Here is a 15,994-nt window from a genome sequence, read left to right as displayed (position 1 = left end):
TCTGATCCGCGAGCTCAGAAAATTGGGTGAAGTCGGGGATCAAGAAGATACCTTCCTGGTTAATCTTTGGGGTTATCACTTGACGATCACCGCGTTGATCGAAAAAGGGAAAACGACTGATTATCAGGTAGATATCAAATGTAATGTGGAAGAAGTATTACGCTACTCAAGAGCGCGTACCACTAACGCTGGTAAGCGTAATATGGCACCAACGCTGCCGAACCCACTTCGTAACGAGATGGTGTCTAAGCAGAAGCTGGAAGAACTGTCTGAGATTATCGATGGTGAGTTTGAGCCAATTCAGCGTAAAGCACCGTCGCCAAGAGGCAAATTGGGACGTCGAGTTAAGCAGCGTAAACACTCTGTTGAGATCAACGCTGATGAGATCATGATTACTCTCTCTAAATATACCTCTGCAGAGGCTCTAGAACGCAGCATAACGGCTTTATCTGCTATGACAGGGCACTCACATGCCTCAATCAAAGAAGAGTGCTCAGAGCTCATTGAGAAGCTTGATTGGTTGAGAGTAGGGGAGGACGTTATCCCATACGAAACACTGAGTCGCTTGATTGAGCTATACAACGACCGAGATAGCACCAGCAATCGACATCTGTCCATTGAACGTTTGATCTCTGGTTTAGCGGTTCGTCGTAAAGTGTGTAAACAAGTTCATGAAGGTCATTTAGACGAAAACGTGTTCCTTGCGCTCGATGAAATGGCGATTGGCCACTAGTCATTATCCTATTGCGATAAGCCTGTTTTATCGTGGCTGAATGGATAGTTTTGAACACATTAGGTGCTGATTAAAATCGCACCTAACGCTGACAAAGTGATGACAATGTAACGCATCTAGTTGATTATTATTTATCCCGAATAGACAACCTTTGTCCTTTCTTATGATTAATAGATTGGCTCATATTTTGTTACATCATACTGAATAGATTTTTGCGAGTTCCTAAGGGACTCGCTTTTTTTTGCCTGAAATTCAGTCAATCATTAAAATTCAATAGCTTACAGAGCTAAGTGCCGAAGCATGATCAAGGCTAGATCATGCTTTCTACGGATCTAACTCTGATGAGATTCTGATTTGATGTTTGATCGAGAAGAGCTTGATCAGTGGAGATGGCGTTGAATGCTACCTTGATCATCGTTTCGGGGATGGGTTGCCATAAAGCGTACATGCGATTCGATCAATTTCTCTGATTCTGCTTTCCAACGTGGTTCTTGCTGTTGGTTCGTAAACTCCAAAGCCAATACACACAAGTGTTGTAGCCGCTGTGTACACCATTCTTGCAAGCCAGCTTCTGATTTTGGGTCGCATGACACCGCTTGCAGCTTGCTATAGGCAAACATCAGGTATTGGTAGGCTTTATCTTGATGGCTTGAACTGCTGGCTTCCTGCGAAGCCAACTCCGGATTCGATGAATCCGCGAGGTGGCGATAGAAAGTAAAGATTCTCAGGCACCCGTCTAGCCAACATGCGATGCCTTTACTCTGCTCATCTGTGATCAATGGCCCCCAGAGCGCATCTGGAGGCGTTAAGATCAAAGGTTCTAACCGGTCCACTTGATCATGCTTTCGGTTTTTGTACCAATCTCCGATCCGCTCTAACCAAGTGTTTAGTTCATTCATGCAACGTTATCCCACTGTTTTACAAAGTGATTATCAGCAACTTGTTTGATTTTATGCTGTATTTCACTGCTCTGCTCTCGAATACGATCAGCGTCTATTGAATAGTTTGGCTCATTTTTGACGAGTTCGCCAAATGGCAGATCGGGATCTGGTACGGCAGAGATCAACAGCTTAGTGTACGGGTGTTGTGGATTGGTCAAGATCGACTGGGTTGATCCCCATTCGACGATCTGTCCTTTGTACATCACCGCTGTCTCTTCTGCGATGTAATGTGCTGTGGCAAGATCGTGGGTTATGTACAAAAAGCCAATCCCCAACTCTTTCTTCATTTTTTGCATCAGGTTCAACACGCCAAGTCGAATCGAAACGTCCAACATCGAGGTGGGTTCGTCAGCAAGAATAACCTCAGCGCCAACGGCAAGTGCTCTGGCTAGGTTAACCCTCTGTCTTTGACCGCCACTGAGCTCGTGCGGGTATTTGGCGAGCGTTTCGATGGGTAACTCCACCAGCGTTAATAACTCTTTGAGGCGCTCTGTGAGAGCCTGTTTAGTGGCTACCTGCTTATGGATCTTAAGTGGGCGGGTTAAATGGTGTTCAATGGTGTGAGTGGGATTGAGTGAACCAAAGGGGTCTTGAAACACCATTTGCACACGGCTGCGGTAATCCAAGATATCTTTACGGCTTTTCAGCGTAGAGATGTCTCTGCCTTTGAACAGTATCTCTCCCTCTGTCGCAGGGTAAACCTTGGTCATCAATCGTGCGCAGGTGCTTTTCCCGCAGCCAGATTCGCCAACCAGTGCCAGTGTTTTGCCTGCATGTAAGTCAAAACTCACACCATGCAGTGCTCTAAAGATCTCTTCTTTGCCAAATCCACCGCCAACAGTGAATTCTTTAACGAGGTTTTTTACTTGAAAAATAGGTTGTGACATAGAGCTCTCCTAGCAGGCCGTCGCGTGGGCATGTTCATGAATATTAGGGAAAGAACTCCATAGCTTTTGGGTGTAGGAGTGTTGTGGGTTGTTACGAATCTCATGGGCTTTATTGACCTCAACTATTTTGCCGTGGCGCATGATGGCAATGCGATCGCACAGCTGGCTCATTAGTGCGAGGTCATGGGTGATGAAGAGTATCGAGAAACCAAATTCCTCTCTGAGTTGGTGTATCTGCTGCAATATTTCGCGCTGTACAACCACATCCAGCGCTGTGGTTGGCTCGTCCATGATGATCAGCTTTGGGTTAAGGGCGAGAGCAATGGCAATCACCAAACGCTGACGCATGCCGCCACTGAACTGATGCGGGTACTCTGTTAGGCGATGGCGTGGAATATTCACAAGGTCGAGCAGTTTCTCGGCGCGATCTTTGGCCTGTTCATTACTCATGCCTTTGTGGTGGCGCAATACATCAGCAAACTGCTCTTCGATGGTTAATACGGGATTGAGTGAATTCATGGCGCTTTGGAACACCATCGCGATCTCACTCCAACGCAAGGTATTCAAATGGCTGTCCGATAAGCTCAGTAGATCTTGCCCACCAAACAGTATCTGTCCTCCCGAGATGAAAGCTGGCGGCTTATGCAGGCGGTTAATGGCAAATGCGATGGTGCTTTTGCCACAACCGGATTCTCCGGCTAAGCCGAAAATCTCGCCTTGCGCTATGTTAAAGCTAACGGATTTGACTGCATTGAAATCACCGTCATCGGTGATGTAGTCGACACATAGATTCTTCACTTCGAGAAGTGGTTTATCTGAATTTCCCACAGACATGATAAATACTCAGTTATGATATTGATAACCATTATCATTAACATGTGTTGGATTTAGTGGAAGCGACGAGCACGAAAAGGATGAAGTGCCTCGAAATTTATCTTGGGTTATTTCACGAATTTTCAGCAGAAGAGAAGCATTGAAAGCGGGGAAAATGAGAGTTGGATCAAACCACATTTCTTATGGGGAATCTTTTAAATGTAATTGCAGAAAATGGCTTTGGCAAAGTTTAAATGAGGCATTTATTAATTAGCTTTGTGAAGCGTCGGAATCATCACACTTCAGTACAGAATTTCTTAACAAGCGAAAAAGCATTTGCTACAGATTACCTGTCCATTACATGGTGCTTTTCGGAGGAAAACATGTCCATTAATTCTATCAACCATGATGAAATGACAAATATTGCAAACAAGTGGGATGCTGAAGAAGAAGTATCTTTCAAACCAGAAAAGAAAATGAAGTCTGCTGAAGCTCGTCGTCGTATCGAGACTCTAAGAGAAATTAGAGAAAGCGGTTTGAGTCTGGAAGAAGCGAGGGAGCTAGGTCTTATTCACTAATAATCCCCATTGCATTTAGAAGGGTGGCACAACGCCACCCTTTGATTTATAAGTACTTTTTCATAGTTCCTATCTCGATTGAATCAACCCCTTGATTCTTTGGCTCACTGTCCCGTTTAGCCTATCCCTTTTGACATTACGCTTTTTAGATGAAAAACACGCACATGGCATACTCTTGAGCTAAGTTGTTTGACAGTAATATTCAACGCCACTAATTTTAAAGTTAAAGCAAAAATATGCGATGTCGTTGGTAAGGAGAAGGCTATGTCTAATTCTGTGGCTCAAGCTAAAGAAGTACTATTTTATGAACCTGAAGATCCAAACGGATACCTGTCAAATTTCGCAGCTTGCCCCATTAAGGTTGATGATCAAATTTGGGCAACCAGCGAACACTATTATCAAGCCATGAAGTTCTCCTGCGAAGCGCTACGCAATACCATTTTGGAAGCCAGTACACCTGCTGAAGCGTTCTCTTTAAGTCGTGACTACGAAGACCAAGTTCGTGAGGATTGGTATGAGATTCGTGTTGAAGTGATGCAGTTCATCGTCACCGAGAAATTCAGACAGAATCCGCAGTTTGCTCTGTTTCTTACCAATACCGGGGATTCTGTGATCAAAGAACATTCGCACAAAGACCATTTTTGGGGCGATGGCGGCGATGGGACCGGCGAGAACCATTTGGGTAAGATTCTGATGGCAGTGCGTCATCAGCTTCGGACTCAGCAACTGCATTTGATTGCTTCGCACTGATTCGTCGATTCAGATAGCGGGCATACCTATGATTACCCCTAAGACGCATTTAAAAGGCCGCCCTGCTATCTAGTATTAAGCAGGGCGGCCTTTTCGGTTTTAGAGAGTCAGGCATCAATGATAGTTAAAGTGTGTAACCAAGCTATCCGTTGCTAAGTTCTACGTTACGCTGGTGCTACAAGTAACTCTGTACGATGTCGTCGAGCTGTCCATCGTCTTTCATTGTGTCTAGGCGTTGGTTGATGAAGCTTTGCAGCTTAGGATCCATCTCAGGGTCAAACGCCAAATGGATAGGGTAGTTATTGATTACAGAACCAAACTCTTGCATTTGGTAATCATCAATACTCAGTTTTTGCTCGTTTAGGTTGTATTTGATTCGTGATTCCATTTCTACAAACACGGTATCGCCAGGTGCTCGGTTCAGGACACGAAACGCAGCAGTGTAATCTTTTACTCGAATCTCGTTGAGCTTGCCCTGTTGGATATAAGGTTCCAAGTTCGGATACTCAAATCCCACCAGCAATACCACGGCTTTCCCGTCTAGATCATCGATTGTGTTGAACTCAAATGGCTTTTTACCACTACTCAGTAACACGTGTTTTACATTGTAAATCGGATCTTTAGATAGGTTCACAGATTGGATGTTTCCCCAACTAGGGCTGCCATAGGTAACCCAGTTAGGGTTCTCTCTCGCATCGAGCTTGTCGATCATTCGATTGAAAGGGTAGGTGTGGTAGTTGATCTCATATTGGCTGTCATCAAACACGGCTTCCACAATATCAGAAACGATTCCTCTGTGAGATGACCCGTCAGTTTCGATCTGAAAAGGTTGCGCTTGGCTCGCAATAATGTAGTAGTGAAGAGGTTCGCTTGCAGAAGCATAACTGCTTGAAAACAAACTGACTATGGATGCAACGATAAGATGTTTTTTCATAACCTTCCCTAGTTATTTGATGAATGACTACTATTATACTAGTTGAGTAATTGTAGTTTGCTAGGATAACAATAATGGTAATTCGTGTATGGTGACAAAAGGAAAACGCTACGTTGGACTCTCCCGACAGTTGATCGGGATGATAATAGCGATCAGTACCTTATTCACAGTTATAGTGACAGGTCTCGGGTTGTATGTAGAGTACCAAAGTCGAGTTTCTTTTATCAGCTCTCAGATCGAGCAGGTCAAGGCTGGCTACCTTTCTGGTTTAACGGCCAGTTTGTGGGTTGAAGATAGAGAGCAATTGTTTGTGCAAGCCGAAGGCATCTCTCGCCTCCCTTCGGTCAGTTACCTTCTTATCGAAAGCCCCGATGAAAAAATTCTAGAGTTAGGTCAAAAGACCGAAGGCCAATCTTATTCTCAGTCTTGGGAAATGGTGCACCAGATGGGCGGCACAGACTTCCCGTTGGCGACGCTCACAGTGCAATCAGACTTGAGCATGATCCTAGATGACTTTGAAGAACGAGTGTTACTGTTGCTCGCCTTCGAAGCCGTTAAAATCTTCTTGTTGTCTCTGGTATGTTTAACCATCGTTTATCGTCTTGTCGTAAAACGTTTGATGACCATGTCTTCCCAAATCAACCAGCAACAGGTCGAAGACAACAAACCGCGCTTTATAACGCCAACTCACTCTACTTACAAAGATGAGATCTCGACACTCGAGAGCAGTTATAACCAGTCTATTGAACGTATTCGTCAACAGTACAAAGAGCTAGAAAAAGCCAAAGACGTTGCTGAGGTGGCCAACCGCAATAAAAGTGAATTCCTTGCCAATATGAGTCACGAAATCCGTACCCCAATGAATGGGATTATCGGGTTGTCGTCTTTGCTTTCTGAAATGGATATGCCGAAAGAGCAAAAAGAGTACATCAACATGCTCAACACCTCTTCGCTTACTTTGCTCGACTTAATCAATGACATTCTCGATTACTCGAAGATCGAAGCGGGGCGACTAGAGCTTCAGCAAGAGCCGATGAAAATGATGGGCATTGCGGCCGACGTTGAATCAACTTTCCGAGTGAAAGCGGAACAGAAAGGGCTTCGATTCCAATTAGCGATCGACCCTAAGATCCCAACCATGGTGAATGGCGACGGTACTCAACTAAGACAAGTCTTAAATAACTTAGTAGGCAACGCGATTAAATTTACCGAGCATGGCCACGTCACGCTCTCGCTTCGTTTGGAAGAGGTGGTTGAGCCTGAGCAAAAACTCAGAGTGAAGTTCGAGGTTGTCGACAGCGGTATCGGTATTGCAGAAGACAAACAGAAATCGGTGTTCGATAAGTTTCAACAAGCCGACGGCAGTACCACACGTATTTACGGAGGCACAGGGCTTGGTCTAACAATATGCGAGAAGATCGTGACATTGATGGGCAGCAAGCTTGAACTCACCAGTGTTGAAGGTCAGGGCAGTACCTTCTATTTTACGGCTGACTTTGACCCGTGTTTAGAAGCCGATGAAGGCAATATCGATTTCAATCAGGTTTCGGTTTTGCTGGTGGATGATAGCCAGCTGAACATGCGTATAACGTCTACACAGCTTCAATCCTTCGGCGTTAAGTCTGAGTGCTGTGAAACGGCAAACCAAGCGTTAGAGTTGGTTTCAGAGTCTGTGGCTAAGTCATCACCTTATGATCTCGTGCTGATAGACAAAGTAATGCCGTCCGTTGATGGCTTTCAACTGGCAAGAAGCTTAGTTGAACGCTTTGGCAGTGAGTGTCCTAAGTTAGTGATGATCTCTGCTGACCCTAGAAAGCAAGATGAAGCTCGTGCTAAACAAGTCGGTTTTGTTGCCTACATTGCGCGCCCTTACCAAGATAATCAGCTTAAATGGACCATCAGTGAGGTTCTCGCGAGAGCCGCCGATACTTCAGTCTTTACTTATCCGAACAGAGGCGAGGTTGCGTTTAAAGACAATGAGCCTGTGCCGTTAACCAAACCTGCGGCGGTTGTTAAAGAGGCTTCCAATGTCTCTGGAAACGCCCCACAAGCCGGTAAACAAGCTCCAGTTCAAGCAGAGTCAAAACCTGTCGCGGCTGCCGGAGAATTTAGTGGTACGGTTTTGGTCGTTGAAGACTCGCGAGTAAACCAGCAAGTTGCCAAGATGATGCTCAAGAAGCTTGGATTTGAGGTTGATATTGCCGACAACGGTGAAATTGGTGTCGATAAATTCAAGGCCAACGAATACGAGATGATCTTTATGGATTGTCAGATGCCGGTTCTCGATGGCTTCGAAGCGACCAAGCAGATCCGAGCGCTCGAAGAAGGGTCTGAAAAGCACATTCCAATCGTGGCGCTGACGGCCAACGTTGTACAGAGAGACAAGCATTTGTGCTTCGATGTAGGCATGGATGAGTTTTTACCTAAGCCTGTTAATCAAGGGAAACTGAGAGAGATCGTAGCCAGTTTCTTGTCGAAAGAGACCGAACTAAGCAAGGAACACGAGCAGAAAATCGTTTAGTTTTATGTGATTCTTCATCGTTCCTAATCTTTTATCGAGACCTAAAGCACAACCGCGCTTTAGGTCTTTTTTATGAGTGTTGAAGATTGTGCTGAAGATATTGGATTCCAATGCTTGCTCGCCAGTTAAGGACCCTAATCGTCAGATAGAACACCGAATATTGATCGTGAGCTCACTTTATTGAATCCTTGTGTAAGCTTCATTTCATTGTCATACAACTTCGCCAAGGCTTTGCTAGTCTAAAGTTGCGACCTATTAAGGGTTCACCCACCCCATATTCATCACTGTTGTACTTCTGCTATTTGCTTTTATTAAAACCTAATCAATTGAAAGGGCTATCAACATGAGTAAAGTAATTGCAACTCACTCTGAGTTAGACAAAGCAACGCAACTATTCGACGACTTTTTGGCGGGCATGCCAGAAATATCAATCAATACCGCTCACACAGACGCGCCAAACAGCATTAACATCAATGACGATGAAGAAGTGCAGGCTTATCTCAAGTATTCGTTCTCCCAATATCTCGACTCGATAGCCCAGCCAGACACCCAGCACGAACCTGAATTAAAACCTCATACCCAAGTGCTTCTCACACTGGATGAAAGTGGCTACCCAATCACAGCGGTGAGTGATGGTGACAGTGAGTTAGAAATTCTGATTTGGGATAATGATTACGATGGCATTGTTGATCATGTATTGCCGAAACCAGACGGAGGCTGCGGTATTTTGACCAACCAATACACCACCAAAGATGTGGTTGCCATTGAGTGGGCGAGCGCCATTATGGACGTGAATCTCAATGGTTTAGAGTTTGAGTGCACGACTATTTCTCTACTGTCTGAAAATGAAATAAAAATAGAACAAACAGGCGTGGCACCTAAGACAGAGATCATCCATGCATCGTCTGAGAACGCGATTAATATGCTTCATGCGATAGAGCAAGAGTTCAAGTACATTCATGGTCATGCCTGAACCGTTGTTCTTTGAAGGGGTATCAACCGAAGATCAACCAAGCCGCATCAATATGCGGCTTGGTTTTAGGTGATGGATATCTGCTTAAAGTCGCCGACCATGAAATCAATCAAGCCTCTCAACGCCGGGTTTTACTGCGGTAAGCATGGTCAATGCAGCACTAGATACATTCGCCAAAGCGTATCGTCATGCCATCGCAAGTGATGAATCAGGGCAGGCCTTTGATGTGGTTGATTACATCTAAGTAAAAAATAAAAAGTAAAAAGTGAAATAAGTGACAAAGGTGGCCTGAAAAGACCACCTTTTTTGTATGTGTCGGTTTGAACTTAATCTCTATCGATTGCGAACGCAGACCATGCTTGACGTGTCGGCATTACTTCGACTCGGTTAATGTTGATGTGCTCTGGTAAGGTTGCGATATAAAACATCTGCTCGGCTATATCCTCTGCTGACAACGGTGTGGTGCCTTGGTAAAGATTGTCTGAAGCCGTCTGGTTGCCTTTGGTTCTTACAAGAGTAAATTCCGTTTCTGCGATGCCTGGAGAGAGGTCAGTTACACGCACTCCAGTGCCTTGTAGGTCGCAACGTAGGTTGTAACTGAACTGCTTTACGAACGCTTTGCTGGCACCATACACATGGCTGCCTGGATAAGGCCATTGCCCGGCGATTGATCCAACATTGATGATCGAGCTTCCTGCGCCTTTTTTAATTAACGTCGGCAACAGCGCGTGAGTAACATTAACCAAGCCCGTGACATTGGTGTCGATCATTGTGTGCCAGTCTTTCAAGTCCACATCAGGCGCGCCTTCTGGTGCTAAAGCTAACCCTGCATTATTAACCAATGCGGTAATCGATGAGAATTCAGCGGGTAGTGAATCAATGGCTTGTTTTACGGCGTCTGCGTCTCGAACGTCGAGTTGAATTACATGCACAGGCACCGTTAATTCTTCCTTTAGGTCGAGTAACCTTTCGATTCGACGACCAGACAACACTAATGACCAGTTATCTTCTGCAAAACGTTTTGCTGCCGCTTTGCCGAAACCAGAGGTTGCCCCTGTAATGAACGCTATCTTATCCATAAATACATCCTTCTAATTTGAAATTAACATAAGTAGTGCCATGCCGATCAAAATCGGCGCGGTCGTTGTTTTTGCAGACAAGTTCGGTACTGATAGATACAGTTTTTGCCCCAATACATTGCCAATCAAAGCTGCCGGTAATAGCCATAAACCTGTGATGAACGATTCTTGGTTAAATGCGCCAATCCATATGAAGCCAACCAGTGAAATCGCTGAACTCAGCAGAAAAAATACAATCGCGGTGGCTCTCTGTTCACTGGTTTTAATGGTTAGGTTCATCAAATACGTCACTAATGGCGGCCCTCCTGAAGAGGCGGTGGTCATGCTAAACCCCGAAATGGCTCCCGCCCAAAACGCGTGTCGTTGGTGCAACCAAGTGAGGCGTAAGTCCAAAATAATCAGCGTGCCAGCGACCAAAGACATCATCGCGATGAAGGCCTTCAAGCCTGATTCCGATATCGTGCTAATGAAATACAGCGAGAAAGGCACCGCAACCAACATGCCAATACACAGCGGCGCAATAAGCCGGATATTGATGGTGGTTTTACTTCGCTTGAGCAGAGGAAAGGTACTTAGAAAATCCAATAGGATAGCGATGGTTACCGCTTGCAATGGTGGAACAATAAAGCTGAGGGAAAGCGCTGCGATAATCGCAAACCCAAATCCTGAATAGCCTCGAACTACACCTGCAAACAGAATCAATGTCATCGCTAATCCTAATTCCACTCTTGCTCACCTCTTTGCTTTTGATATTGCTGCTGCGTTAATTAGCGTTCGATGAGACCTGTCTCGTCTGCCTTTCAATCTATTCACACCTAAGAATTTTGAATAGAGCCAGATCGACGATTGGGTTGGGTCAGGCTGTTTGTTGGATCGGGGATGATACTTGGGCTGATGTACTGGCCCAATGTTTTGTTGAAACTGACACTATGAGCTCCGCCCTGTTTGGGATGAAGATTATTCCATCCGATAGCGCAGCCTTTTCAATGTCGTGTTTTGTGTCTTTCATTCTCGAAGACGAGCCAAGCACGAGCGGCTGTGAATCTAGTGTTGTTAATGGAGACGATGAAATGGAAGTATCAACAGAACAGCTTGTGAACCAAGATATTATCGACCTCGACAAGAGCGTATTTCATTCTTGGTCGATTCAAGAAGCAGCGGAGCCTATCGCCATTGCGGGTGGGCAAGGATGCAAAATGTGGGACTACGAAGGTAAAGAGTACCTTGATTTTAGTAGCCAGCTCGTCAATACCAACATTGGTCATCAGCATCCACAAGTGATCAAAGCGATTAAAGATCAAGCGGATTCCTTGGTGACGGTTGCCCCTGCGACCGCAAACTTCACTCGCGGTTTGGCGGCCAAGCGCATCTTGTCGAAAGCGCCAAGCACGTTTAAGAAAGTGTTCTTTACCAATGCAGGGGCAGAGGCCAACGAAAATGCGATTCGCATGGCGCGACAATTCACTGGGCGCGACAAGGTGTTATCTGCTTACCGTTCTTACCATGGCAATACAGGTACTGCTATTGCTGCGACGGGGGACTTTCGTCGAATTCCAAACGAGTATAGCCGTGGGCACGTTCACTTCTTCAATCCATTTCTCTATCGAAGCGAGTTCAACGCGGCGACTGAGGCAGAAGAGAGTGAGCGTGCCCTACAGCATTTAGAGCGAGTGATTGAATGCGAAGGGCCAACAGCGATTGCGGCGATTATTCTAGAGACCATTCCGGGAACGGCTGGCTTTCTCATTCCGCCCAAAGACTACCTTGTTGGTGTGCGTGAGCTGGCAACCAAACATGGCATTCAACTGATCTTTGATGAGGTGATGGTCGGCTTTGGCCGCACGGGTAAGTGGTTTGCGTTTGAGCACTTTAATGTAGTGCCAGATCTGATTACTTTCGCGAAAGGGGTGAACTCGGGTTATGTGCCGGCTGGTGGTGTGGTGGTCAGCGAACCGATCGTTGAGCACTTTAAGTCAAACTTCTTTATGGGCGGCTTAACGTATTCTGGTCACCCTTTGGCGATGGCTTCTATCGTTGCAACACTCGATGTGATGGAGCAAGAGGGCATTGTCACACACGCTGATAACGTGGGTAACAGCGTTCTAGGGCCGCTTCTACTGAGCCTTCAAGAGTTGCACCCTATGATTGGTGATGTGCGCGGTAAAGGGATGTTCTGGGCTGTAGAGCTGGTGGAAGATCGTGAAAGCAAGGCGCCTTTAAGCAATGAAAAAATGGGGCAATTGAAAGCGCAATTGACCAAGCGAGGCCTGTTGACCTTCATTGTGAATAACCGCATTCACGTTGCGCCACCTTTGGTTATTCAGCCAAGCGAGATTAAGAAAGGCGTTAAGATCATTGATGAAGTGTTGTTTGAACTCGCTTCTTAATTCTTTAATAAGATAGCTAACACAGCAACCAAGGCACTTTGGCAAAGAATTCCCCGTTCTTTCCAACGTGCCAACCCTAACCTTCAGAAACGACAAAAGAGCATCGATTGAAGCTCTTTTTTACGTTCATTCACTTAATCACTCTGCTCAAACCGCTCTTAAGTGATGCTAGATCTTCATCGCCTCTGACAGCTCTTTGATGCCGGGTGCGATCAGATCTTTGTCGATGGCGTGAAAGCCCAATCGAAAATAGGAGTTGGGGTCATATTCTGACAATGCTTCACAGCCCGATTCCGTCTCGCTATTACTCATGAAGTGTGAATAGCCTGTCTCAATCAATATGCCCTTTTGGGCAGCTCGTGAAGCTAAACGCTGGCTATTGATGTGGCTAGGCGTTTGTAGCCACAGAGAGTTGGCCTGCTCGCTTTGAGCCAGTCGTTTACAATCCGGTAGGTATTTCAAGACGGCATCGTTGATCAGCTTCCAGCGCTGGCGCGTGTTTTCTCTAAAGCGTCTTACAAAGCTGTCGTAGTAGCCTTGTTCAATAAAGTGCGCCACTTCCATCTGAACACGGCTTGGCGCATGTCGGTACATCAAGCGACGCAGTATTCTAAGGTCGTAGATCAACTCTTCAGGTGCCACGATGTAGCCCAATCTCAAGCCGGGTGCTAATAGCTTAGAGAAGCTGCTGACGTAGATGACACGCCCTTCCTTGTCACTGGCTTTCAGCGCGGGTTTAGGGTTCCACTCCACGTTACACTCGGCGTCATAGTCATCTTCGATAATGACCGCGTCGTTAGCTTTGGCCATTTCCAGTAACTGAGCTCGACGCTCATCACTCATGGTGACGCCAGTTGGGGCTTGGTGACTAGGCGTGACATAGAAGTGATCACACAGTGAAGAGTGCTCGTTGAATTTCAATCCTTGTTCATCTACTTGATGCGGGTGTAACTGCGCGCCAGAGAGATTAAAGATGTGATTCGCTTCTTTGTAGCCGGGGTTCTCGACTCCGACTCGGCTCTGATGGTTCATGAGCAAAGTCGAAATCAAATACAGCGCATTCTGCGAACCTAAGGTTATGAGGATCTCATCACTTTGGGCATGAATACCGCGCTGAGGAAGCACCCTTGTGCGTATCTGTTCGACCAGCATGTCGACGTCTTTATCGACCTTGTCACACAGCCAGCGGTGGTCATTTGGATCTGAGGTGACCTTTCTTGTGGCTTCTCGCCATTGCGCTAATGGAAAGTCATTGATAGAGGGTTGGCCAAAAATAAAGGGGTACTGATAGCAGCTCCAATGCGAGGGTTTGACGATGCGAGGGTATTGGCTCAATTGCAGTTTTACTCGCTTGCTCCAATCCGGTGCATTGTCATTGTCTGTTGATTCAAAATGATCCAAGTTCGCGTCTATTTCTTCGCTCGGATTTTGATACTTTTCTGACAGGTAATAACCACTGCGAGGCTTGCTGATGAGATAACCATCATCGAGCAAACTGTCGTACACCAACGAGACCGTATTGCGTGAGACGCCTAATTGGCTAGAGAGCTTGCGACAAGACGGAAGCGCTTGTTCCGCAGGAAAAATACCATTCAATATCGCCGTCACCAAATAGCTACGTACTTGTTCTTGTAGGCTTCTTTTGGAATCAAACTCGATGAAACAATTGTGATTTATCGCCATGAGATACAGTCCTTATTCTCAGTAAACCTCGGTCCTATTTGTATAAAAGAGCAAGAAGTGAGCCAGAGTTCATATGGATATTCTAAGGACTGGCTTTTGAACGGTATCTAATGAGAAAGGTGCTCTGCTCTAACCTAAAAATAGCTCTGTCCCAACCCGAAAATTAAATTGGCTCTACGTCTTCGAGGCATTCCGTTCATAAAGTAAAGGCAGGCAAATAATCTCGATAAGGAAAGCGTATGAAACAGGGAATGACGATGAAGGCATGGGTTTCAACAGCGGCAGCAACAGTCGTACTGGGTTGTTTTGGTATCGCTCAAGCATCCGAGCTTGCAGCCATCGAAAAGCAAGGTTTTATGAAAGTAGCGACAGAAGATAACTACTCGCCATTCAACTACATCGATCGCGGTAATCCAGCTGGGATTAATAAAGATCTGCTTGATGAACTGCGTGAATATTCGAAGTTCGATATTGAACAAGAGATCTTACCTTGGACAGGGTTACTCGCGTCAGTATCCGCAGGCCAATACGATGTGGCGTTAACCGGAGCGATCATTACCGACGCCCGTTTAAAGGCCTTTGACTTTACTCCACCGATTGCTTCCGCGCAGCATTACTTCTTAACCCGAGCGGGTGATGACGACATCAATACTGTCGCGGATCTAGACGGTAAAACGGTGGGGCTACAAGCGGGCAGTGCCTTGCTAGAGCGACTTCCTGAGTTGGAAGAGATGCTAGAAGCACAAGGCAAGTCTTTGGGGAAAGTCGTTCAGTATCAATCTTATCCAGAGGCGTATTCAGACTTGGCAATCGGTCGTATCGACTATGTGATCAACAGTGTGGTTTCAGTTAACGAGGTAGTGAAGTCGAAGTCAAAGGTATTCAAAAAAGGCGAAGCAGTCTCTGGCCCGGGTTTCGTGAGCTGGCCCGTTCCTAAAGATAATCCTGAGCTTTTGGCTTACCTAACGGAATTCTTCCTACACCTTGAGCAAACAGGAAAAATGGCAGAGCTGCAGAAGAAGTGGTTCGGTGAATCGTTCGACCAACTCCCTTCAGAAGCCATTACTTCGGTTGAGCAGTATCGCAAGCTAACAGCCGTTCAATAGATGAATAAGCATGCGCCGACACAAACAGTTAGCGGCTGTTTGTGTCCATGCCATTGGGTTCAAAGCGGTTTAACCCATGAGTCATTGGCGCACAATCTATCGAAAGAAGTCGCTGATCAAAGAGGTCGTTTATGGATTATTACGCTTGGGAACAGTTGCTACAGGGCGCGTGGGCAACGGCATGGATATCGGCAGTATCGATTGTATTAGGTGTCGTCATCGGCTTAATGATTGCCTTGGTTAGAATGATGAAAATCCCGTTTGTGGATCAAATGTTGGGCATCTATGTCAGTTGGGCGAGAGCAACGCCTTTGGTGACGTTGGCTCTGTTTATTTTCCTTTCTTTTCCGTCATTTGGCATCAATTTAGATAAACACGTTTCTGCCATTTTAGCTCTGACACTCAATACATCGGCATTCAATGCAGAGATTTGGCGCAACGCCTTTCTCAACTTTTCAAAAGGGCAAATGGAAGCGGCGGAAGCCATTGGTATGAGACGCATCACTTACTTTCGCCGCATCATGTTCCCGCAAATGGTGATCATGAGCTTACCTGCGCTAGTCAATGAGATGTCATTCTTGATCAAAGGCAGCCCAGCGATTGCGGTGA

At 45.9% G+C, this 15,994-nt stretch carries 15 protein-coding genes; 8 read left to right on the top strand and 7 right to left on the bottom strand.

Features of this window, described 5'->3' with window-relative positions:
- Nucleotides 1–733, top strand: a 733-nt coding sequence (locus tag IQQ51_RS26990; protein ID WP_228012823.1) for a replication initiator protein RctB domain-containing protein, incomplete at its 5' end; no start/stop codon positions are given.
- Between the two features lie 380 nt (nucleotides 734–1,113).
- Here the strand turns inward: IQQ51_RS26990 and IQQ51_RS11730 are convergent.
- From IQQ51_RS11730 to IQQ51_RS11720, 3 genes are read right to left on the bottom strand one after another with little or no spacing between them, the layout of a single operon-like run.
- Nucleotides 1,114–1,632 carry a transcriptional regulator gene (locus IQQ51_RS11730; RefSeq protein ID WP_193841165.1) on the bottom strand — a complete coding sequence of 173 codons (519 nt, stop codon included), beginning with the start codon at nucleotides 1,630–1,632 and terminating at the stop codon, nucleotides 1,114–1,116.
- Complete coding sequence (locus IQQ51_RS11725; protein WP_048663996.1) at nucleotides 1,629–2,561, bottom strand: ATP-binding cassette domain-containing protein; 933 nt, start codon at nucleotides 2,559–2,561, stop codon at nucleotides 1,629–1,631. The genes IQQ51_RS11730 and IQQ51_RS11725 overlap by 4 nt, the downstream gene beginning before the upstream one ends.
- A 9-nt stretch (nucleotides 2,562–2,570) precedes the next feature.
- Nucleotides 2,571–3,395 carry an ABC transporter ATP-binding protein gene (locus IQQ51_RS11720; protein ID WP_193841164.1) on the bottom strand — a complete coding sequence of 275 codons (825 nt, stop codon included), beginning with the start codon at nucleotides 3,393–3,395 and terminating at the stop codon, nucleotides 2,571–2,573.
- A gap of 362 nt (nucleotides 3,396–3,757) precedes the next feature.
- Here IQQ51_RS11720 and IQQ51_RS11715 point away from each other — a divergent pair, with 362 nt between their 5' ends.
- Together IQQ51_RS11715 and IQQ51_RS11710 are read left to right on the top strand one after the other, a co-directional pair.
- Nucleotides 3,758–3,952: a hypothetical protein gene (locus IQQ51_RS11715; RefSeq protein WP_017061218.1), complete on the top strand. Its 195-nt coding sequence runs from the start codon at nucleotides 3,758–3,760 to the stop codon at nucleotides 3,950–3,952.
- Nucleotides 3,953–4,141: 189 nt separating this feature from the next.
- Nucleotides 4,142–4,702 carry an NADAR family protein gene (locus IQQ51_RS11710; RefSeq protein WP_193841163.1) on the top strand — a complete coding sequence of 187 codons (561 nt, stop codon included), beginning with the start codon at nucleotides 4,142–4,144 and terminating at the stop codon, nucleotides 4,700–4,702.
- Nucleotides 4,703–4,877: 175 nt separating this feature from the next.
- Here the strand turns inward: IQQ51_RS11710 and IQQ51_RS11705 are convergent, their stop codons facing one another.
- Nucleotides 4,878–5,636, bottom strand: coding sequence for a substrate-binding periplasmic protein (locus tag IQQ51_RS11705; RefSeq protein WP_048610176.1), 759 nt, complete (start codon nucleotides 5,634–5,636; stop codon nucleotides 4,878–4,880).
- A gap of 88 nt (nucleotides 5,637–5,724) precedes the next feature.
- Here IQQ51_RS11705 and IQQ51_RS11700 point away from each other — a divergent pair, with 88 nt between their 5' ends.
- Both IQQ51_RS11700 and IQQ51_RS11695 read left to right on the top strand, forming a co-directional pair.
- Nucleotides 5,725–8,157, top strand: coding sequence for a response regulator (locus tag IQQ51_RS11700; protein ID WP_193841162.1), 2,433 nt, complete (start codon nucleotides 5,725–5,727; stop codon nucleotides 8,155–8,157).
- 343 nt (nucleotides 8,158–8,500) lie between these two features.
- Nucleotides 8,501–9,130, top strand: a complete 630-nt coding sequence (locus IQQ51_RS11695; protein WP_193841161.1) for a hypothetical protein — start codon at nucleotides 8,501–8,503, stop codon at nucleotides 9,128–9,130.
- Nucleotides 9,131–9,456: 326 nt separating this feature from the next.
- Here IQQ51_RS11695 and IQQ51_RS11690 read toward each other — a convergent pair whose 3' ends face one another.
- Together IQQ51_RS11690 and IQQ51_RS11685 are read right to left on the bottom strand one after the other, a co-directional pair.
- Nucleotides 9,457–10,209 (bottom strand): SDR family NAD(P)-dependent oxidoreductase, encoded by a 753-nt coding sequence (locus tag IQQ51_RS11690; protein WP_050620246.1) that lies wholly within the window; start codon nucleotides 10,207–10,209, stop codon nucleotides 9,457–9,459.
- 12 nt (nucleotides 10,210–10,221) lie between these two features.
- Entirely contained in the window at nucleotides 10,222–10,917 is a 696-nt protein-coding gene (locus IQQ51_RS11685; protein WP_048611165.1) for a sulfite exporter TauE/SafE family protein, read from the bottom strand.
- A 362-nt stretch (nucleotides 10,918–11,279) separates the two neighbouring features.
- Here IQQ51_RS11685 and IQQ51_RS11680 point away from each other — a divergent pair, with 362 nt between their 5' ends.
- Nucleotides 11,280–12,596 carry an aspartate aminotransferase family protein gene (locus IQQ51_RS11680; RefSeq protein ID WP_193841160.1) on the top strand — a complete coding sequence of 439 codons (1,317 nt, stop codon included), beginning with the start codon at nucleotides 11,280–11,282 and terminating at the stop codon, nucleotides 12,594–12,596.
- Nucleotides 12,597–12,764: 168 nt separating this feature from the next.
- Here the strand turns inward: IQQ51_RS11680 and IQQ51_RS11675 are convergent, their stop codons facing one another.
- On the bottom strand, nucleotides 12,765–14,279 hold the full coding sequence (locus IQQ51_RS11675) for a PLP-dependent aminotransferase family protein (RefSeq protein ID WP_193841159.1): 1,515 nt from the start codon (nucleotides 14,277–14,279) through the stop codon (nucleotides 12,765–12,767).
- 239 nt (nucleotides 14,280–14,518) lie between these two features.
- On the opposite strand from IQQ51_RS11675, the gene IQQ51_RS11670 reads away from it, so the two are divergent.
- Nucleotides 14,519–15,385, top strand: coding sequence for a transporter substrate-binding domain-containing protein (locus IQQ51_RS11670; protein ID WP_048614201.1), 867 nt, complete (start codon nucleotides 14,519–14,521; stop codon nucleotides 15,383–15,385).
- 131 nt (nucleotides 15,386–15,516) lie between these two features.
- Nucleotides 15,517–15,994: amino acid ABC transporter permease (locus tag IQQ51_RS11665; protein ID WP_228012822.1), on the top strand; the 478-nt coding region annotated here is incomplete at its 3' end.

The sequence above is a fragment of the Vibrio sp. OPT18 genome (genome assembly GCF_015163615.1).
Classification (GTDB): Bacteria; Pseudomonadota; Gammaproteobacteria; order Enterobacterales; family Vibrionaceae; genus Vibrio; species Vibrio coralliirubri.
This window is presented reverse-complemented; position numbering and strand designations above follow the sequence as displayed.